Origin of the sequence: Pseudosulfitobacter sp. DSM 107133, assembly GCF_022788695.1 — a bacterium.
In the GTDB taxonomy this organism is placed as follows: Bacteria; Pseudomonadota; Alphaproteobacteria; order Rhodobacterales; family Rhodobacteraceae; genus Pseudosulfitobacter.
This window is the reverse complement of record NZ_CP085154.1, coordinates 2,471,465-2,490,664: the sequence shown is the minus strand read 5'-3', so window position 1 is coordinate 2,490,664 and position 19,200 is coordinate 2,471,465. Positions and strand designations below refer to the sequence as shown.

The window sequence follows — 19,200 nt, the reverse complement described above, 5'->3', positions numbered from 1 at the left end:
AGGTAGGGAGCAACGCAATTCAGAAAGGACCGCCCGATGAACACCCTTGATGCAGGCACGCCCTTCCCGCAAATCCAGTTGCGCACCGTCGGGGGCGGCACCCGCACGCTGGGCAAGGCGCAAAACGGCCATGACTGGCAGTTGGTTGTCGTCTATCGCGGCCTGCATTGCCCGATCTGCAAACGCTATCTGTCACAGTTGCAAGAGATGGCATCGGCCTTTTACGACCAGAAGGTCGAGGTTATTGCCGTGTCAGCAGACCCGTTGGAAAAGGCGCAGAAAATGGTGGAGGAACAGGCGCTTGAACTGCCCGTCGCCTATGATCTCAGCCCCGAGCAGATGGCGCATCTGGGTCTGTATATCTCGGACCCGCGCAGCCCGCAGGAAACCGACCGCCCCTTTGCCGAGCCGGGGACATTCGTGGTGAACGGCGCGGGAAACCTGCAAATCGTCGACGTGTCGAACGCGCCCTTTTCGCGGCCCGATCTGGATGCGTTGTTGCGCGGTATCGCCTTTGTGCGCGAGAAAGACTATCCGGTGCGCGGCACCCGCGCACGCCCATGATAGGCGGGCCTCTGCCCACCGGTGGGGCGGGGTGAAACACACTAGCCCGTGCCGTCTTTTCCGGCTATGATGCGCCTTAGACCCCGCAAAGGGGCGACCTGAGGCAGTTCTAGGCGGTTTGACATGACAGAAATGGTGTATGGTGCAGCACCGGTGCGCGATGGCGAGCCGATCCTGCCGAAATGGTGGCGCACAATCGACATGTGGTCGATGTCGTGCATTCTCATCCTGTTCACGATCGGCCTGCTGCTGGGGTTGGCCGCATCGCCGCCGCTGGCCGCGAAGAACGGCTTTGATGCCTTCCACTATGTGCAAAGACAGGCGTTTTTCGGATGTGTGGCGCTGGTGGCGATGATGCTGACCTCGATGATGACACCGGTGATGGTGCGCCGACTGGCGGTTGTGGGTTTTCTTCTGACATTCGTGGCGCTGATGCTGTTGCCCTTTTTCGGCACCGATTTCGGCAAGGGCGCGACGCGGTGGTTCTCGCTGGGCTTTGCCAGCGTGCAGCCATCGGAATTTCTCAAGCCCGGCTTTGTGGTCGTAGCCGCGTGGATGATGGCCGCAGGGCAGGACCTGAACGGCCCTCCGGGGCGGACGTGGTCGTTTATCCTGTGCGTGACCATCGTGCTGATGCTGGCCTTGCAGCCCGACTTTGGCCAGGCCTGTCTGGTTCTGTTCGGCTGGGGTGTCATGTATTTCGTCGCCGGTGCGCCGATGCTGCTGCTGGTGGGCATGGCAGGCATGGTCGTTTTGGCGGGCACGTTTGCCTATTCCAATTCAGAACACTTTGCGCGCCGGATCGACGGATTTCTGAGCGCCGATATCGACCCCACGACACAGTTGGGATACGCCACCAACGCGATCCGCGAGGGCGGGTTGTTTGGCGTCGGCGTCGGCGAGGGCGAAGTGAAATGGTCGCTGCCAGATGCTCACACCGATTTCATCATCGCTGTGGCAGCCGAGGAATACGGCCTGATCCTCGTGCTGGTGATCATCGCGCTGTACACCTGCGTGGTGGTGCGGTCGCTGTTGCGGCTGGTGCGTGAACGCGATCCGTTCATCCGGCTTGCGGGCACCGGACTGGCCTGTACCTTTGGCGTGCAGGCGATGATCAACATGGGTGTTGCGGTGCGACTGCTGCCTGCCAAGGGCATGACATTGCCCTTTGTCAGCTATGGCGGCTCGTCGGTGATTGCTTCGGGCATTGCGCTGGGCATGTTGCTGGCGTTTACGCGCACGCGCCCGCAGGGCGAGATCAGTGATTTGCTGGGGCGGGGACGCGGCCGATGAAGCCGCCACTGCTGATGATCGCTGCCGGTGGCACGGGCGGGCACATGTTCCCCGCGCAGGCACTGGCCGAAGAGATGTTGCGCCGGGGCTGGCGGGTGAAACTGTCGACCGACGCGCGCGGCGCGCGCTACACCGGCGGCTTTCCCCATTCGACCCAGATCGAACAGATCAGCAGCGCCACTTTTGCGCGCGGCGGTGTGCTGGCCAAGGCGCTGGTGCCGTTCCGCATTGCGGGTGGCATTCTGGGTGCGGTGGTCAGAATGATGCGGGACAAGCCCGACATCGTGGTGGGCTTTGGCGGCTATCCCTCTATTCCGGCGATGTCGGCGGCCACGCTTTTGCGGCTGCCGCGGATGATCCACGAGCAGAACGGGGTTCTGGGGCGGGTGAACCGGATTTTTGCCAAACGTGTGCATGCGGTGGCCTGTGGCACATGGCCCACCGAACTGCCCGATGGCATCGAAGGCTACTACGTCGGCAACCCCGTGCGCCGCGCGGTGCTGGAGCGGGCCGAGGCGGGCTATATCGTGCCCGGAGACTATCCGATGGAGCTGCTGGTGATCGGCGGCAGTCAGGGCGCGCGTATCCTCAGCGATGTGGTGCCACCTGCCATTGCGCAGCTGCCGATGGAAATGGTGCGCAACATCCGTGTCAGCCATCAGGCGCGCGACGAAGATCAGGAGCGCGTGGCCGACTATTATGCGCAAGCGGGCATCGACGCCGATGTGCAACCCTTCTTTAACGATGTGTCGCGCCGCATGACCGAGGCGCAGCTGGTCATTTCACGCTCGGGCGCATCGTCCGTGGCTGACATCGGCGTGATCGGTCGCCCGTCGATCCTGATCCCCTTTGCGGCGGCCACGGGCGATCACCAGACCGCCAACGCACGCGGGCTGGTCGACGCAGGCGCCGCGATCCTGATTCCCGAAGATGCGCTGACACCCGCCGCGCTGGCCGAACAGATTTACGCAGTTCTGGACAATCCGAGCGGGGCATTGCAAATGGCCTCCTCCGCGCACGGACACGCCAAACCGGCGGCTGCGCAGGAGCTGGCCGTGATGGTCGAGACACTTGCAGGGAAAGAGACTGAAGAATGAACGCTGCCACAAAACTGCCCGGAGACGTTGGCCCCATTCATTTCGTCGGCATCGGCGGGATCGGCATGTCGGGCATCGCCGAAGTGTTGTTGAATCTTGGCTATGTGGTGCAGGGGTCGGATCTGAAGACCTCGAAAATCACCGACCGTCTGCACGAACTGGGCGCGCATATCTTTGAAGGGCAGCGCGCCGAGAATATTGCCGACGCGCAGGTGGTCGTGATTTCCTCGGCGATCAAGCCGGGCAATGCAGAACTGGACGCGGCCCGCGCGCGGGGCCTGCCCATCGTGCGCCGCGCCGAGATGCTGGCCGAACTGATGCGGCTGAAATCGAACGTCGCCATCGCCGGCACCCACGGCAAGACCACGACCACCACGATGGTGGCCGCGCTGCTGGACGAGGGCAAGTTTGACCCGACCGTGATCAACGGCGGCATCATCCACGCCTATGGCAGCAACGCCCGCAAGGGCGAGGGCGAATGGATGGTGGTCGAGGCGGATGAAAGCGACGGCACGTTCAACCGGCTGCCCGCCACCATTGCCATTGTCACCAACATCGACCCCGAGCATATGGAACATTGGGGCACCGAAGAGAACCTGCACAAAGGGTTCCTTGATTTCGTGTCCAACATTCCGTTCTACGGGCTTGCGGTGTGCTGCACCGACGATCCCGATGTGCAAAGCCTTGTGGGCAAGTTGACCGACCGGCGCGTGACCACATATGGGTTTAACGCACAGGCCGACGTGCGCGCGATCAACCTGACCTATGAGAACGGCGTTGCCCATTTCGACGTGGTGCTGCGCGCCGAAGACAAGATTATCGAAGGCTGCACGCTGCCGATGCCGGGCGATCACAACGTGTCGAACGCGCTGTCGGCCATCGCCGTGGCGCGGCATCTGGGTATGAAAAGCGCCGAGATCCGCAAGGCGCTGGCCAATTTCGGCGGGGTCAATCGCCGCTTTACCCGTGTGGGTGAGGTGGATGGTGTGACCATCATCGACGATTACGGCCACCATCCGGTTGAAATCGCCGCCGTTCTGAAGGCCGCGCGCCACGCGACAAAAGGCCGTGTGATCGCGGTACACCAGCCGCACCGCTATTCGCGCCTGTCGCATCACTTTGACGAATTCTGCGCCTGCTTCAATGATGCTGACGTGGTTGGCATTGCCGAGGTTTACGCCGCAGGCGAACAGCCCATTCCCGGTGCCTCGCGCGACGATCTGGTGGCGGGGCTGGTGCGTCACGGGCACCGTCACGCCGTTGCCGTGCAAAGCGAAGACGATCTGGAACGGCTGGTGCGGGAAACGGCCGAGCCCGGTGATATGGTTGTCTGCCTTGGGGCAGGGACCATCAGCACATGGGCCAACGCCTTGCCGAAACGGTTGCAAAAGGGGGCGGCATGACGCTGCTTCTGGCCTCTGTCGCATGGGTCTTTGCTGCGGCGGCGGTGGCGATGTTACCGATGCGCCGGCAATATCTGCCCGGCCTTGCGCTGCTGATCGCGGCCCCGGTTCTGGTCGTCATGATCGGGATGCAGGTGGCGTGGTGGGCGGGCCTGCTGGCGCTGGCGGCCTTCGTTTCGATGTTTCGCAATCCGCTGCGTTACTTTTACGCACGCCTGAGGGGGCAACGACCGGAGCTTCCTGAGCTATGACACTTTCCCTGATACTGGCCAGCCTGTGGGCTTTGGCCGCCAACGTGATCGCAATGACCCCCAGCCGCGACCACCACTGGCGCGTGGCTTATGTGCTGATCGCCATTGGCATCCCGATACTGGGCTTTGTCACGGTCCAGCACGGTCCGTGGATCGGGCTGCTGGTGATGGGGGCCGGCGTGTCGGTGTTGCGCTGGCCGGTGATCTACCTGGGCCGCTGGCTGCGCGGGCGGACGCTGGGCAAGTGATTGTGACCCCGGTTTTTGTTCCGCCGCTGATTTTGGGCGCTGTGGCATTCTATCTGGGGGTGCGGGGCTATATCCGCCTGTATCTTTACTATGTGCCGCTGTCGCTGGTGATTATCGCAGGGCTGTTGTGGCTGGTTGCGGGTGTGCCGCCCTATGTCAACAGTGTGGTGTTGGCATTGCTGGCAATGGGCCTGTTTCTTTGTGCCTGTTTTGGTATGGGGTGGATCATTCACCGTATCCTGACCCACAAACCCCGAGACTGACATGACTGATCTGCCGCCCGTCCGAGGCAAACTGACCCCGAAACGCGAACTAAGCGATTTGACATGGCTGCGTGTGGGTGGGCCTGCCGACTGGCTGTTCCAGCCTGCGGACACCGATGATCTGGCGCAGTTTCTGGCGGCCTTGCCGGATGACGTGGCGGTGTTTCCGATGGGCGTGGGCAGCAATCTGATCGTGCGTGACGGTGGTTTGCGCGCGGTGGTGGTCCGGCTGGGGCGCGGGTTCAACGGAATTAACGTGGACGGTGACACGGTAACGGCGGGTGCCGCCGCACTGGACGCCCATGTGGCGCGGCGCGCGGCGGACGCGGGCGTGGACCTGACATTCTTGCGCACCATTCCGGGCAGCATCGGGGGGGCCGTGCGGATGAACGCGGGCTGCTACGGCAGCTATACGGCAGATGTTTTCCAATCTGCGCGCGCGGTTCTGCGCACGGGGGACGTGGTGACGCTGACGCCTGCGCAGATGAATTTCCGCTATCGTCAGAGCGATCTGCCCGAGGGCGCGGTGCTGGTATCCGCCACCCTGCGCGGCCCTGCGGGGGAGGCCGGCGCGCTGCACGACCGTATGGCGGCCCAGTTGCAAAAACGCGATGAAACCCAGCCGACCAAAGACCGCAGCGCCGGATCGACCTTTCGCAATCCCGCCGGGTTTTCGTCCACGGGGCAGGCAGATGATGTACACGACCTGAAAGCCTGGAAGGTGATCGACGATGCAGGCCTGCGCGGGGCCATGGTGGGCGGCGCGCAGATGAGCCCGAAGCATTCCAATTTCATGATCAACACCGGCGATGCCACCGCTGCCGACCTTGAAAACCTTGGTGAAAAGGTGCGAAAAGAGGTTTACGCAACCCGCGGTATCACGCTAGAGTGGGAAATTATGCGTATCGGCGAACCGAGCCCGGATTTGCCGGTTTGCAAGATGGCTAAAAGACCAGAATAACGACCAAATAAACGATAAGGGCCGCAACAGGCCACAACGATAAGAGTCCGCAAAAGGGCTTGGGATACAGAGGCACCAAGGTGGGTCAGTCGAGCAGGACACCCCCGAAAGTGGCGGTACTATTGGGTGGACCTTCCGCTGAGCGCGAGGTCTCGCTCTCAAGTGGACACGCTTGCGCTGCCGCGCTGAGGGACGAAGGATTTGACGTGGTCGAGGTCGATGCAGGCCGCGACCTTGTTGCGCGTTTGCAGGACATCAAGCCCGATGCCGTTCTCAACTGCCTGCACGGGCGTTGGGGCGAGGACGGCTGTGTGCAGGGTCTGCTGGAATGGATGGGCGTGCCCTATTCGCATTCCGGCGTGCTGGCCTCGGCGCTGGCGATGGACAAGCAGCGCAGCAAAGAAGTGTTCCGCGCCGCCGGTCTGCCGGTGGTCGACAGCATGATCTGCTCCAAGGTCGAGGTGATGGCGGGCCATGTGATGCCGCCGCCCTATGTGGTCAAACCCAACAACGAAGGCTCGTCTGTCGGCGTTTATCTGGTGGGCAAGGACAACAACGGCCCGCCGCAGCTGGACGACAACATGCCCGCCGAGGTCATGGTGGAAACCTTTGCTCCGGGGCGCGAGCTGACGACCAGCGTGATGGGCGACCGCGCGCTGACCGTCACGGATATTCTGACGACCGGCTGGTATGACTACGACGCCAAATACAAACCGGGCGGATCGACCCATGTGGTGCCTGCCGAGGTGCCGCAGGAAATCTTTGATCTGTGCATGGAATACGCCGTGCGTGCGCACAAGGCGCTGGGGTGCCGTGGCATCAGCCGGACCGATTTCCGCTGGGACGAAAGCCGGGGCGCTTCGGGGCTGATCCTGCTGGAAACCAACACCCAGCCCGGCATGACCCCCACATCACTGTCGCCCGAACAGGCCGAGAAAACCGGCATGTCCTTTGGTAAGCTGTGCCGCTGGATGGTGGAGGATGCCTCGTGCAACCGCTGATCCGCCGCGCCAAGACACCCAGGGCCGATCCGGCACCCTCGCGTTGGGCGTGGCGGTTGCAGCGGCTGATGCTGACGCCGGGATTTCGGTTCGGGCTGCGCTTTGGCGTGCCCTTTGTAATCGTCTTCGCGGGGGCCAGCATCTATCTGTCCGATGATGCGCGTCGTCAGGTGATCCTGGACACCGTGGCCGAAGCGCGCCGCGCCATCGAGGAACGTCCCGAATTCATGGTACAGGTGATGGCCATCGACGGCGCCAGCACCGAAACCGGCGAAGACATTCGCGAAATCCTGCCGATTGATTTCCCTGTATCCTCCTTTGATCTGGACCTTGAGCATATCCGGCGCACGGTCTCGGGGCTTGATCCGGTCAAGGAAGCCTCGGTGCGCATCCGTCCGGGCGGCATTCTGCACATTGAAGTCACGCCGCGCGTGCCTGTCGCGATCTGGCGCCAGCCCGACGGGCTGACCCTGATTGACGAGACCGGCGCCCATGTGTCGGGTCTGGCCCGCCGCAGCCTGCGCCCCGACCTGCCGCTGGTGGCAGGGGACGGGGCCGACAAGGCTGTTGCCGAAGCGCTGACACTGGTCGAAGCCGCCGCCCCGCTGGGCAGCCGGCTGCGCGGTGTCGTGCGCGTTGGTCTGCGCCGCTGGGATCTGGTGCTGGACCGCAATCAACGGGTGTTGTTGCCAGAAGAGGGGGCTGTGTCCGCGCTTGAGCGCGTGATTGCGCTGGAGAATGCGCAAGACCTGCTGACGCGCGATGTCGCGCGGGTGGACATGCGTCTGGCGCAGCGTCCCACGGTAAAAATGAACGAGGCTGCCACGCAAGAATGGTGGCGTATCCGGCAAATCGAGATGAATGGGCAGTGATATGATGAATGACCTCTATGACAGCCAGCGCAGCATGCGCAACATGCGCAAGATGGCGATGCAACGTGGTGTTGTGGCCATTCTGGACGTAGGATCGTCCAAGATTGCGTGCCTGGTTCTGCGCTTTGACGGCTCGGCCAAGATGGACGAAGGCGGCGAGATCGGCTCGCTCGCCGGACAATCGGGCTTCCGCGTCATCGGGGCTGCGACCACGCGGTCGCGGGGGGTGCGCTTTGGCGAGATCTGCGCCATGGGCGAAACCGAACGCGCCATTCGCACCGCCTTGCAGGCTGCGCAAAAGATGGCCGGAATCCGTGTGGATCATGTAATTGCCTGCTTCGCCGGTGCCGAGCCGCGCAGCTATGGGCTGGATGCGCAACTGGAAATGGACGGCGATCTGGTCAGCGAACAGGATGTGGCCCGCGTGCTGGCGCGCTGCGACGTGCCTGATTACGGCGAAGACCGCGAAGTGCTGCACGCACAGCCGGTGAACTTTGCGCTGGACCACCGGTCGGGTCTGTCCGATCCGCGCGGCCAGCTGGGCAACACGCTGTCCGTGGACATGCACATGCTGACGGTGGATGCCGCGGCGGTGCAGCATCTGGCGCATTGCATCAAGCGCTGCGATCTGGAACTGGCCGGCGTTGCGTCGTCTTCCTATGTCTCCGGCATCTCGGCCTTGGTCGAGGATGAACAGGAGCTGGGGTCGGCCTGTATTGATCTGGGTGGCGGCACCACGGGCATTTCGATCTTTATCAAGAAGCACATGATCTATGCCGACGCGGTGCGCATGGGCGGCGATCACGTCACATCGGATATTTCGATGGGGCTGCAAGTGCCGATGGCCAATGCCGAGCGGATCAAGACGTTTTACGGCGGCGTGCACGCCACGGGCATGGACGACCGCGAGATGATCGAGATCGGTGGCGACACCGGCGATTACGAACACGACCGCCGCACCGCCAGCCGCGCCGAGCTGATCGGGATCATGCGGCCTCGGGTCGAGGAGATTCTGGAAGAGGTGCGCGCGCGTCTGGATGCGGCGGGTTTCGACCATCTGCCCAGCCAGCAGATCGTGCTGACCGGGGGCGGCAGCCAGATCCCCGGTCTGGACGGGTTGGCGTCGAAAATTCTGGGCCAGCAGGTCCGTCTGGGCCGTCCGTTGCGCGTACACGGTCTGCCACAGGCCGCCACGGGGCCGGGGTTTGCCTCGGCCGTGGGGCTTGCACTGTTTGCCGCACACCCGCAGGACGAATGGTGGGATTTCGACATTCCTGCCGACCGCTATCCCGCGCGCTCGCTGCGCCGCGCCGTGCGCTGGTTCCGCGACAACTGGTAGGGCAAGGCGCAACCTGCCGCCGGTCATTTCTTGCCGATGCGCGCCGGATTGGGCTGGCGCGAATCCGCACCCTGTAATAGGGTCACGGCAAGGTCCGAAGAGACCCGCGGCAGACCGAGCAGTCAGCCAAACAGACATATCAACCTCGCGCCCCCTGGCTTTTGGGCGCATTCAAAACGGGCTTGCGCTTTGCATGCCTGCTACCTCTAGGTGCAGGGTGCACCATTGCTTTGCCCACATCATACGGTGTGATCGGCGAAATCCCGCGTCTTTGCCAAAAAAACATCAACATTTTGGGGTTGTTGGCCAGTTTTGACGTGACGTGCTTGCGCGCAGTCTTTAAGATCAGGTCAGATTTGGGACGAAAAACACCGCGAATGCGGGCCGGAACACAAAAACAGGCGGATTAGTGATGACATTGAACCTCTCTATGCCGGGGCAGGACGAACTGAAACCACGGATCACCGTGTTCGGGGTCGGCGGTGCCGGTGGTAACGCGGTCAACAACATGATCGAAAAAGAGTTGGACGGCGTCGATTTCGTTGTCGCCAACACCGACGCGCAGGCGCTGCAACAATCTGCCGCCGCGAACCGGGTCCAGCTGGGCATCAAGGTGACCGAAGGGCTGGGCGCTGGTGCGCGGGCCACTGTCGGGGCTGCGGCTGCCGAAGAAAGCATTGAACAGATCGTTGATCACCTGGCGGGGGCACACATGTGCTTTATCACCGCGGGCATGGGCGGCGGCACCGGCACCGGTGCGGCCCCGATCATCGCACAGGCTGCCCGCGAACTGGGTGTTCTGACCGTTGGCGTCGTGACCAAGCCCTTCCAGTTCGAAGGTGCCAAGCGGATGCGTCAGGCCGAAGACGGCGTTGAAGCCCTGCAAAAGGTTGTTGATACGCTGATCATCATTCCCAACCAGAACCTGTTCCGGCTGGCGAACGAGAAAACCACATTCACCGAAGCCTTCTCGATGGCAGATGATGTTCTGTATCAAGGCGTTAAAGGTGTGACCGACCTGATGGTCCGTCCTGGCCTGATCAACCTCGACTTTGCCGACGTGCGCGCCGTGATGGACGAGATGGGCAAGGCGATGATGGGCACCGGCGAGGCCGAAGGCGAAGATCGCGCCATTCAGGCCGCCGAAAAGGCCATCGCGAACCCGCTGCTGGACGAAATCAGCCTGCGCGGCGCCAAAGGTGTTCTGATCAACATCACCGGTGGCCACGACCTGACCCTGTTCGAACTGGACGAAGCCGCCAACCGCATCCGCGAGGAAGTGGACCCCGAGGCGAACATCATCGTCGGTTCCACGCTGGACACGGACATGGGTGGCATGATGCGCGTCAGCGTAGTTGCCACAGGTATCGACGCCGTCGAGGTGAACACCGAAATGCCGGTGCCGCGCCGCAAGATGTCGGCACCGCTGAAACCTCAGGTGACGCAGGAAGAAACCCCTGTCGCCGCAGCACCAGCGCCCGTGAAGGCGCCGGTCGAAGAGGTCTATGAAGAAGAGTATGCTTCGGCGCAGACCCCGCAGGAACCGACATTGTTCGAAGAGATGAATGTTGAACAGGCAGCTGCCGAAGATATGGCCGAAGATATCTTTGCCGAAGACGACAGCGATGCGTTGCCGCCGCCCGCCTATCAGCCGGAAGTGGCCGCATTCGAACCGCAGCACCACGACTCGCTGAACGCCGAACCGGATACATTCGTCGCCCCCCGCGCTCCGACGCCCGGCACGCCGTCGCCCGAAGCACTGGCCCGTCTGCGCGCCGCGGCGCAAAAGGCGGCACCCGCTGCGACACCGCGTCAGGCACCCGCCGCAGCACAAGGCGAGCGCCCGCGCTTCGGTATCAACTCGCTGATCAACCGCATGACCGGACACGGTGAAGGCCAGCAGCCCGAGCGTGCGCAACAACAACCTGCGCGCCAGCAGCCTCCGGTTCAGTCGGGCCGCGCGGCGGCACCTGCGCCGCAACCGGTCGAAGCGCACGACCCCGATCAGGAACGTATCGAAATCCCCGCGTTCCTGCGTCGTCAAGCGAATTAATGTTCGCTAGATTGTAACGAATTGGGCCACCTTCGGGTGGCCCTTTTTCGTTTGTTCACAGGGGCTTATGTGTCTCCAAGCGCCTTATTGCCGGTTCTGAATCGGGATGTTTCATTACGTTACAAAGATTGAGTTGAGAGACGGTGCCCCGACCACTAGTTAAGATACACCGCTAACAGTTCAGGACAGACCAACGTGCAAACAACCATCAAATCTCCGATCAGCTTTACAGGAACCGGTCTGCATTCCGGCAAGCCTGCGACGCTGACCATTCGGCCCGCAATGGCCGAACACGGGATCTGGTTCGCACGTCGCGATGTGGATGGCGACGCGCTGATCCCCGCGCGTTGGGATGCGGTGAACCGTTCGCCCCTGTGCACCAAGCTGGAAAATGCTTCGGGCGCCACCGTGTCGACCGTCGAACATGTGATGGCGGCGCTGGCGGGCTGTGGTGTACACAACGCGCTGGTGGAAATTGACGGCCCCGAAGTTCCGATCCTTGACGGTTCTGCGGTGCCTTTTGTGCGCGGTATCATGCAGCGCGGTTTGCGTGCGCTGAACGTGCCTGTGCGTGCCTTCGAAGTGATGCGCGAAGTGACCGTGACCGATGGCGCGGCCAGTGCCACATTGCGCCCCTCGGATACGCTGCGCATTGATTTCGAGATTGATTTTGACGATGCGGCGATTGGTCACCAGCAGAAATCGCTGGTGATGAACAATGGCAGCTTCGCGCGCGAGCTGTGCGACAGCCGCACCTTCTGCCGTCAGGCCGATGTGGTTGCCATGCAGGCCAACGGTCTGGCCCTGGGCGGCAACCCTGGCAAGAACGCCGTGGTGTTCGACGGTGACCGCGTGCTGAGCCCTGGCGGTTTGCGCCATCGTGATGAACCCGTGCGCCACAAAATGCTGGATGCGCTGGGGGATCTGGCGCTGGCAGGGGCCCCCTTGATCGGCCACTATATCGGTGTGCGGTCGGGCCATTCGATGACCAACATCTTGCTGCGCAAGCTTTTTGCAACGCCGGATGCGGTGCGCATGGTGGTTTGTGATGCGCAGCAGTCGCGCCGCTTGCCGGGCTACGGTCTGGTTTGGGATGAAATTCCCCAAGTTGCGTAAGCGCGCGCAACGTGACATCTATCATTCAGTTTCAAGAACAGTGCATTGGGGCGTTTTGCCCCGTAATTTTCTGTGCTAGAGACTTTGTAATTCAGTCTGCGAGGCAGGCGATGGACAGTTGTGAGGATGGCAAGGCATGACCAGCGGCGGGACCCGAACCGGGGTAGTGTGTGCCCTCGTCTTGGCGACGGCGTTGAGCGCCTGTGGCAACGGCAAGGATCGCCCGACAACGGGCACGATCTTTAACCAGCAGGAAATTCCGCTGGAAACCTACACCGCCCAGCAGATTTTCGAACGTGGCGAATACGAGCTTGAGCGCAAGAAACCGGATCAGGCCGCGTTCTATTTTGCTGAAATTGAACGACTATATCCATATTCCGAATGGGCCAAACGTGCGCTGATCATGCAGGCCTTTGCCTATCATCGGGACAAGGATTACGAAAACTCGCGCTCGGCGTCACAGCGGTTCATCGACTTCTATCCCGATGACGATGACGCGGCCTATGCGCAGTATTTGCTGGCGCTCAGCTATTATGACCAGATCGACGAGGTTGGTCGCGATCAGGGGCTGACGTTTCAGGCGCTGCAATCCCTGCGCAAAGTGATCGAAGTGTACCCCAACAGCGAATACGCCAAGTCCGCGATTCTCAAATTTGATCTGGCCTTTGACCACCTTGCCGGCAAGGAAATGGAAATCGGGCGCTATTACCTGAAGCGGGGCAACTATACGGCTGCCATCAATCGCTTCCGCGTTGTGGTCGAGGATTTCCAGACCACGTCGCACACGGCCGAGGCGCTTCACCGTCTGGTCGAAGCCTATCTGTCGCTGGGGCTGACCCAGGAAGCACAGACAGCCGGGGCCATTCTGGGCTATAACTACCGTTCGACCGACTGGTATGAAGACAGCTACAAATTGCTGACCGGTCGCGGGCTGGAACTGGAAGCGGCGGGCGACAATTGGCTGAGCCAGATCTATCGCCAGATGATCAAGGGGCGGTGGCTGTAATCCTCAAAGGTTGCACCCACCCGACAGGCAACTGACATGCTGCGCGGGCTTGATATCTCGGACATGCTGATTATCGACCGGCTGGAACTTGCGTTCCAGCCGGGACTGAACGTGCTGACGGGTGAAACCGGCGCGGGCAAGTCTATCTTACTGGATTCGCTGGGCTTTGTGCTGGGCTGGCGCGGGCGTGCCGATCTGGTGCGGCAGGGCGCGGCACAGGGCGAAGTGACCGCGTGGTTTGATCTGCCTGACGGGCATCCGGCCTATGCCGTGCTGGAAGAGGCGGGGCTGCCCGCCAGCGACGAGCTGATCCTGCGCCGGATCAATACCGCTGACGGGCGCAAGACCGCCTGGGTCAACGACCGGCGTTGCTCGGGCGAGGTGCTGCGCGCCTTGTCGGACACATTGGTGGAATTGCACGGGCAGCATGATGATCGCGGGTTGCTGAACCCGCGCGGTCACCGCGACATTCTGGACGCATTCGGCGGGCTTGAAGGGCGCAAGGCAACGGTGCGTACCGCTTGGAGTGCCGTTGGCAAGGCCCGCAAGGCGCTGGACAAGGCCGAAACGGCGATGGCCGCGATCCGCGCCGAAGAGGAATTCTTGCGTCACGCCGTCGGCGAGCTGGACGCCCTTGCCCCAGAGCCGGGTGAAGAGGCATCGCTGGACGTCCGTCGTCGCCTGATGCAGGCCGCCGAGCGGATTCGCTCGGATGTGGTGAAAGCCTATGAAACATTGGGCTATGACGGGGCAGAGGGCGCGATGAGCAACGCCCTGCGCTGGCTTGAGGGCGCGGTGGACAAGGCCGAGGGCACGCTTGACGGTGCGATTGCCGCGCTGGGGCGCGCGATGGTCGAACTGGACGACGCCCAAAGCGGCATCGTCGCGGCGATTGACGGTCTGTCGTTCAATCCGGTCGAGCTGGAAGAGGCCGAGGAACGTCTGTTCGCCATCCGCGCGCTGGCACGCAAGCATGATGTGGCCCCTGACGAACTGGCGGTTTTCGCGGACACGCTGCGCGAGAAGCTGGCGGCGCTGGATGCTGGCGACGCCGGTCTGGCAGCCTTGCGAAGCGCGCTCAGCGCGGCGCATGGCACCTATGACACCGCCGCAGATGCGCTGCACCAGGCGCGCACCAAGGCTGCGGGCAAGCTGGACAAGGCGGTCAGCGCCGAACTTGCCCCCCTGAAAATGGAACGCGCGGTGTTCGAGACGCGCATCAGCGACGAAAGCGCAGGCCCCGACGGGCGCGATGCTGTGGCGTTCACCGTGGCCACCAACCCCGGCGCGCCTGCCGGGCCGCTGAACAAGATCGCATCGGGTGGCGAGCTGAGCCGCTTTCTGCTGGCGCTCAAGGTCTGTCTGGCTGGTGGTCAGGCGGGGCTGACCATGATCTTTGACGAGATCGACCGCGGTGTCGGCGGGGCAACTGCTGATGCTGTAGGCCGCCGTCTGAAAGCGCTGGCCGAGGGTGGGCAGGTGCTGGTGGTAACGCATTCGCCGCAGGTTGCTGCACTGGGCGCGCATCACTGGCAGGTGTCGAAATCGGTGGCCAAGGGCATGACCACGTCGCAGGTGATCCCGCTGGATGCGCCTGCACGGATTGACGAAGTGGCACGGATGCTGGCGGGCGATCAGGTGACCGAGGCCGCCCGCGCGGCGGCCAGCGCGTTGCTGGACGGCTGAGCATATGGGGGCGCTGCCCCCGGCGCTGCGCGCCTCCCCCGGGATTTTTTTGAACCAGAGAAGACGAGCGTGGGCCTTTTTGTTTGGCTTGGCCTGGCATAGAAATGCACAGCGGAAAGTGGCAGGACATGAGCAGCCCGAAACAGTCGATCTTTGCACAGTCATACGGTCAGGCGCTAGCCGCCTGCCGTGACGGGTTTCAGCTGGTCCGCCGCAGCGGGCCCTCGCAGATCCAGTTCTGGTTTATTGCCCTGCTGATCGGTATCGGGGCGGGCTTTGCCGCCTTGCTGTTTCGCAAGGGGATCTCCAGCTTTCAGTCATTTCTGTACGGCACCGATGATGTACAGCATTTGCACAGTTTTGCACAAAACCTGCCGTGGTACTGGATCTTGATGATCCCGATCTGTGGCGGTCTGGCCGTGGGGGTGATCCTGCACCTGTTTACCCGTGACGGTCGTGCGCGAAGTGTGGCCGAGGTGATCGAAGGTGCCGCGATGCACGAGGGCCGGGTTGAAACGCGGGCCGGTATTGCCTCGGCTTTGGCGTCTTTCATTACGCTGTCGTCGGGCGGATCGACGGGCCGCGAGGGGCCTGTGGTGCATATGGCGGCGGTGATTTCGACCAAGGTGTGCCGGTTCATCAAGGCAGACGGGGTGACAGGGCGCGACTTGCTGGGATGCGCCGTGGCGGCCGCGGTCTCGGCCAGCTTTAACGCACCGATTGCCGGGGCGCTGTTCGCGTTGGAAGTGGTGTTGCGCCATTTTGCGGTGCACGCATTCGCACCCATTGTTATTGCGTCGGTGGCGGGGACCGTCATCAACCGGCTTGAGTTCGGCGGCGTGACCGAGTTTCGTCTGGCCGAACCGGAAATGCTGCAGTTCTATGTGGAACTGCCTGCCTATCTGTTGCTGGGGCTTGTCAGCGGGCTGGTGGCCGTGGTGCTGATGCGCGCGGTGTTCTGGGCTGACGATCTGGGCACCATCGTGCAGACCCGCACTGGCCTGCCCCGTTGGCTGCGCCCTGCGCTGGCGGGGGCCTTGCTGGGCGGCATTGCAATCTTTTACCCCCATATCATCGGGGTCGGGTATGAAACGACCTCGCTGGCGCTGACCGGCGCGCTGGGGCTGCGCGAGGTGATGGTCTTTGCAGTGCTCAAGGTGATAGCGGTTGCCATCACCATGGCGGGGCGCATGGGCGGTGGGGTGTTTTCGCCCTCGCTGATGGTGGGGGCGCTGACCGGTCTGGCCTTTGGGCTGATTGCGACGGGCGTGTTCCCCGATGTGTCGGGGTCGGTCACGCTCTATGCGCTGGCAGGCATGGGCGCGGTGGCCGCTGCGGTGCTGGGCGCGCCGATTTCGACCACGCTGATCGTGTTCGAGCTGACGGGTGACTGGCAGACCGGTCTGGCCGTGATGGTGTCCGTATCGCTGAGCACCGCATTGGCCAGCCGTTTGGTGGACCGCAGTTTCTTTCTGACGCAACTGGAGCGGCGCGGCGTGCATCTGGCTGCGGGGCCGCAGGCCTATCTGCTGGCGATGTTCCGGGTGACAACGGTGATGCGCAAACCCGACGATCCGCGTGCGGCTGATGATGAAGCCTGTTGGGACATGATCCGTGCAGGTACCTATCTGGACGCATCCGCCACACTGGAAGCCGCAATGCCGGTGTTCGAGACCGCGTCGGTGGCGTTCATTCCGGTGGTGACATTGCAGGGAGAAGACATGCCGCCCGAACTGCTGGGCGCGCTGTTCCATGTGGATGCCTTGCGCGCCTACAACCGCGCGCTGGCGGCGACGGCGGCAGAAGAACACTCCTGATGCCGCTGCTGCACGTTCAGATTTTTTCGACCGTTACGCCGTTGCCTGCGTAAAAGGCCAGATAGTCTTTGATCTCGGTCATGTCGTCCTTGGGGGCTTCATAGCTCCATGCGACATTTTCCAGCGTGGTGGATTTGGTCACCACGGAATAGTAGCTTGCGTCGCCCTTGTGCGGGCAAAACGTGGTTTTGTCGGTCTTGTCCAGGAACGCCGTGGCGATGTCGCCGCGCGGGAAATAGATCACAAAGGGATAGTCGCCTTCGGTCAGTTCCAGCGCATTTTCGCTTTCACCGATGACGGCACCACCGGCGCGCACGCTCCATTTGCCTGTGGCAGGGCGGATTGTGATGTGATTGGCCATGTTATGTCCTCCTCGGATCGCTGAACGCAGTCTTTAGCAGCTTTGTAACAATCCCGCTATGTGTCAGATTGGTGCCGTAGCGTCCTTTAGCCAGACACGAGCGTCGGCGCTGACACGCGGGCCGATTTTTTCCAGAACGTCACTGTGATAGGCATTCAACCAGTCGCGTGACGGGGTGTCCAGTAGTGACGGCACAATCAGGCGGCGGTCAATGGGCGCATATGTCAGCGTGCGCCAGCACAGCATCGCGCGGTGCGTATCGCCGCCTGCGGGGGGAGTGGCGGGTTCCACCACCAGCAGGTTCTCGATACGGATGCCAAAAGCCCCCTCGCGGTAATAGCCGGGTTCATTGGACAGGATCATGCCCGGTTGCAGGGGCACATGGCTGATCTTCGACAGGCGTTGCGGCCCTTCGTGTACAGACAGATAGGCCCCGACCCCGTGGCCCAGACCGTGATCGAAATCCTGATGGGCATACCACAGGGGCGCGCGGCCGATGGCCTCGATGTCGCGGCCTGCCAGCCCCACGGGCCAGCGCAGGCGGGACATGGCGATCATGCCCGCCAGAACGCGGGTAAAGGCGGCCTGTGCCTCGGGCTGGGGCGTGCCGATGGCGATGGTTCGGGTGATGTCGGTGGTGCCGTCCAGATATTGCCCGCCGCTGTCCAACACGATCAGCTGGCCGTCTTGCAGGGTGCTGTCGGTTTCTTCGGTGACGCGGTAGTGCATGATTGCGCCGTTCGGGCCGGTGCCCGCGATGGTTTCAAAACTGATGTCCTGCAAGGCGTTGTCCCGCCGTCGGCTGGCTTCCAGCTGGGTGACCACTTCGGTTTCGCTGACCGTGCCGGGGGCCTGGGCATCCAGCCACGCCAGCAGTTCGACAACCGCCGCCCCGTCGCGCAAGTGGGCGTTGGCGCTGCCATCGATCTCGGCGGGGTTCTTGCAGGCCTTGGGCAGGGCACAGGGATCGTCGCCCCAGACACCGTTTGGCCCCACGGTGTCGGCAACAATGGCCGGCACCGTGGATTTTTCCATGCGCACAGGGCCGCGCAGACCCGCGATATGGGGCAGGAAGCTGTCGGGGGCATGGGGGGTGATGTCGGGGCCCAGATGCGCGCCCAGAGCGTCCAGCTTTGCCGCGTCCATGAACAGATCAACCCGCGCGTCGGCGTGCAAGACAGCCAGACCCTGAGCAATCGGATTCCGCGGGATGTCGGCGCCGCGGATGTTCAGCAGCCAGCACAGGCTGTCGGGCAGGGTGATGATGGCCGCCGCCTGACCGTTTTGTGCCAGTTCGGTGCTTAGGCGGGCGCGTTTGGCCTCGTGGCTTTCGCCCGCAAATTCCAGCGGATGCACTTTGGCCGGTTCCATCGCGGGGCCGGGCTGATCGGTCCAGATGGCATCAACCATGTTGTCGCAGGCTTGCAGGGCAATGCCGGCGCCGGTCAGCGCGTCGGTCAGTTGTTCGATCTGGCCCGCGGTGTGCAGCCATGGATCAAAGCCGATCACGCCGCCCGAGGGCATCTGTTCGATCAGCCAGTCTGCCAGCCCGGTTTCGGGCCACGGTACGGGGGTATAGACATCGGCCACCTGCGCCTTGACCTGAGTGCGGTAGCGTCCGTCGATGAACACGCCCGCCACCTCGCGCAACACGGCGCAAAAGCCTGCCGAGCCGGTAAAGCCGGTCAGCCACGCCAGCCGTTCGTCACGCGCGCTGACGTATTCGCCCTGGTGCGCATCGGCGCGGGGCACCAGAAATCCGTCAAGCCCTTGTGCGTCAAGAACGCTGCGCAATGCTGCCAAGCGGGGCGGGCCTTGCTCTGGCCGTGCGGTCACCTGGAACGACTGGAACATAGGCTTGTACCCTCT

At 62.8% G+C, this 19,200-nt stretch carries 18 protein-coding genes; 16 read left to right on the top strand and 2 right to left on the bottom strand.

The features are described 5' to 3' along the window. The first annotated feature begins 36 nt into the window (after nucleotides 1-36). The 16 genes from DSM107133_RS12195 (at nucleotide 37) to DSM107133_RS12120 (ending at nucleotide 16,970) form a co-directional block, all read left to right on the top strand. Nucleotides 37-564: a peroxiredoxin-like family protein gene (locus tag DSM107133_RS12195; RefSeq protein WP_114291410.1), complete on the top strand. Its 528-nt coding sequence runs from the start codon at nucleotides 37-39 to the stop codon at nucleotides 562-564. 123 nt (nucleotides 565-687) lie between these two features. Further along, complete coding sequence (ftsW, locus tag DSM107133_RS12190) at nucleotides 688-1,857, top strand: putative lipid II flippase FtsW (RefSeq protein ID WP_114291409.1); 1,170 nt, start codon at nucleotides 688-690, stop codon at nucleotides 1,855-1,857. After that, entirely contained in the window at nucleotides 1,854-2,954 is a 1,101-nt protein-coding gene (locus tag DSM107133_RS12185) for a UDP-N-acetylglucosamine--N-acetylmuramyl-(pentapeptide) pyrophosphoryl-undecaprenol N-acetylglucosamine transferase (RefSeq protein ID WP_114291408.1), read from the top strand. The genes ftsW and DSM107133_RS12185 overlap by 4 nt, the downstream gene beginning before the upstream one ends. After that, nucleotides 2,951-4,357, top strand: coding sequence for a UDP-N-acetylmuramate--L-alanine ligase (gene murC, locus DSM107133_RS12180; RefSeq protein ID WP_114291407.1), 1,407 nt, complete (start codon nucleotides 2,951-2,953; stop codon nucleotides 4,355-4,357). The genes DSM107133_RS12185 and murC overlap by 4 nt, the downstream gene beginning before the upstream one ends. Continuing rightward, nucleotides 4,354-4,608, top strand: coding sequence for a DUF2484 family protein (locus DSM107133_RS12175; RefSeq protein WP_114291406.1), 255 nt, complete (start codon nucleotides 4,354-4,356; stop codon nucleotides 4,606-4,608). Before murC ends, DSM107133_RS12175 begins: the two co-directional genes overlap by 4 nt. After that, nucleotides 4,605-4,856: a DUF2484 family protein gene (locus DSM107133_RS12170; protein WP_114291405.1), complete on the top strand. Its 252-nt coding sequence runs from the start codon at nucleotides 4,605-4,607 to the stop codon at nucleotides 4,854-4,856. Before DSM107133_RS12175 ends, DSM107133_RS12170 begins: the two co-directional genes overlap by 4 nt. Nucleotides 4,857-4,858: 2 nt before the next feature. Continuing rightward, nucleotides 4,859-5,119, top strand: coding sequence for a hypothetical protein (locus DSM107133_RS12165; RefSeq protein ID WP_162791928.1), 261 nt, complete (start codon nucleotides 4,859-4,861; stop codon nucleotides 5,117-5,119). Nucleotide 5,120: 1 nt separating this feature from the next. Further along, complete coding sequence (gene murB, locus DSM107133_RS12160; RefSeq protein WP_114291403.1) at nucleotides 5,121-6,080, top strand: UDP-N-acetylmuramate dehydrogenase; 960 nt, start codon at nucleotides 5,121-5,123, stop codon at nucleotides 6,078-6,080. Between the two features lie 80 nt (nucleotides 6,081-6,160). Continuing rightward, nucleotides 6,161-7,081: a D-alanine--D-alanine ligase gene (locus DSM107133_RS12155; protein WP_114291402.1), complete on the top strand. Its 921-nt coding sequence runs from the start codon at nucleotides 6,161-6,163 to the stop codon at nucleotides 7,079-7,081. Further along, nucleotides 7,069-7,953 carry a cell division protein FtsQ/DivIB gene (locus tag DSM107133_RS12150; protein WP_114291401.1) on the top strand — a complete coding sequence of 295 codons (885 nt, stop codon included), beginning with the start codon at nucleotides 7,069-7,071 and terminating at the stop codon, nucleotides 7,951-7,953. Before DSM107133_RS12155 ends, DSM107133_RS12150 begins: the two co-directional genes overlap by 13 nt. Before the next feature lie 4 nt (nucleotides 7,954-7,957). Continuing rightward, complete coding sequence (ftsA, locus tag DSM107133_RS12145) at nucleotides 7,958-9,292, top strand: cell division protein FtsA (protein ID WP_205387721.1); 1,335 nt, start codon at nucleotides 7,958-7,960, stop codon at nucleotides 9,290-9,292. A gap of 412 nt (nucleotides 9,293-9,704) precedes the next feature. After that, nucleotides 9,705-11,345, top strand: coding sequence for a cell division protein FtsZ (ftsZ, locus tag DSM107133_RS12140; protein ID WP_114291400.1), 1,641 nt, complete (start codon nucleotides 9,705-9,707; stop codon nucleotides 11,343-11,345). A gap of 195 nt (nucleotides 11,346-11,540) precedes the next feature. Beyond that, nucleotides 11,541-12,461 (top strand): UDP-3-O-acyl-N-acetylglucosamine deacetylase, encoded by a 921-nt coding sequence (gene lpxC / locus DSM107133_RS12135; RefSeq protein WP_114291399.1) that lies wholly within the window; start codon nucleotides 11,541-11,543, stop codon nucleotides 12,459-12,461. Nucleotides 12,462-12,597: 136 nt separating this feature from the next. Then, complete coding sequence (locus DSM107133_RS12130) at nucleotides 12,598-13,467, top strand: outer membrane protein assembly factor BamD (protein WP_114291398.1); 870 nt, start codon at nucleotides 12,598-12,600, stop codon at nucleotides 13,465-13,467. A gap of 36 nt (nucleotides 13,468-13,503) precedes the next feature. Continuing rightward, nucleotides 13,504-15,153, top strand: a complete 1,650-nt coding sequence (gene recN, locus DSM107133_RS12125) for a DNA repair protein RecN (protein ID WP_114291397.1) — start codon at nucleotides 13,504-13,506, stop codon at nucleotides 15,151-15,153. A gap of 128 nt (nucleotides 15,154-15,281) precedes the next feature. After that, complete coding sequence (locus DSM107133_RS12120; protein ID WP_114291396.1) at nucleotides 15,282-16,970, top strand: chloride channel protein; 1,689 nt, start codon at nucleotides 15,282-15,284, stop codon at nucleotides 16,968-16,970. A 16-nt stretch (nucleotides 16,971-16,986) separates the two neighbouring features. On the opposite strand, the gene DSM107133_RS12115 is transcribed toward DSM107133_RS12120, so the two are convergent. Both DSM107133_RS12115 and DSM107133_RS12110 read right to left on the bottom strand, forming a co-directional pair. Further along, the gene (locus DSM107133_RS12115) at nucleotides 16,987-17,331 is read right to left on the bottom strand and encodes a DUF427 domain-containing protein (RefSeq protein ID WP_114291395.1); all 345 of its coding nucleotides are present in this window, start codon (nucleotides 17,329-17,331) and stop codon (nucleotides 16,987-16,989) included. A 63-nt stretch (nucleotides 17,332-17,394) separates the two neighbouring features. Then, complete coding sequence (locus DSM107133_RS12110; RefSeq protein ID WP_114291394.1) at nucleotides 17,395-19,185, bottom strand: aminopeptidase P family protein; 1,791 nt, start codon at nucleotides 19,183-19,185, stop codon at nucleotides 17,395-17,397. Nucleotides 19,186-19,200 lie beyond the last annotated feature (15 nt).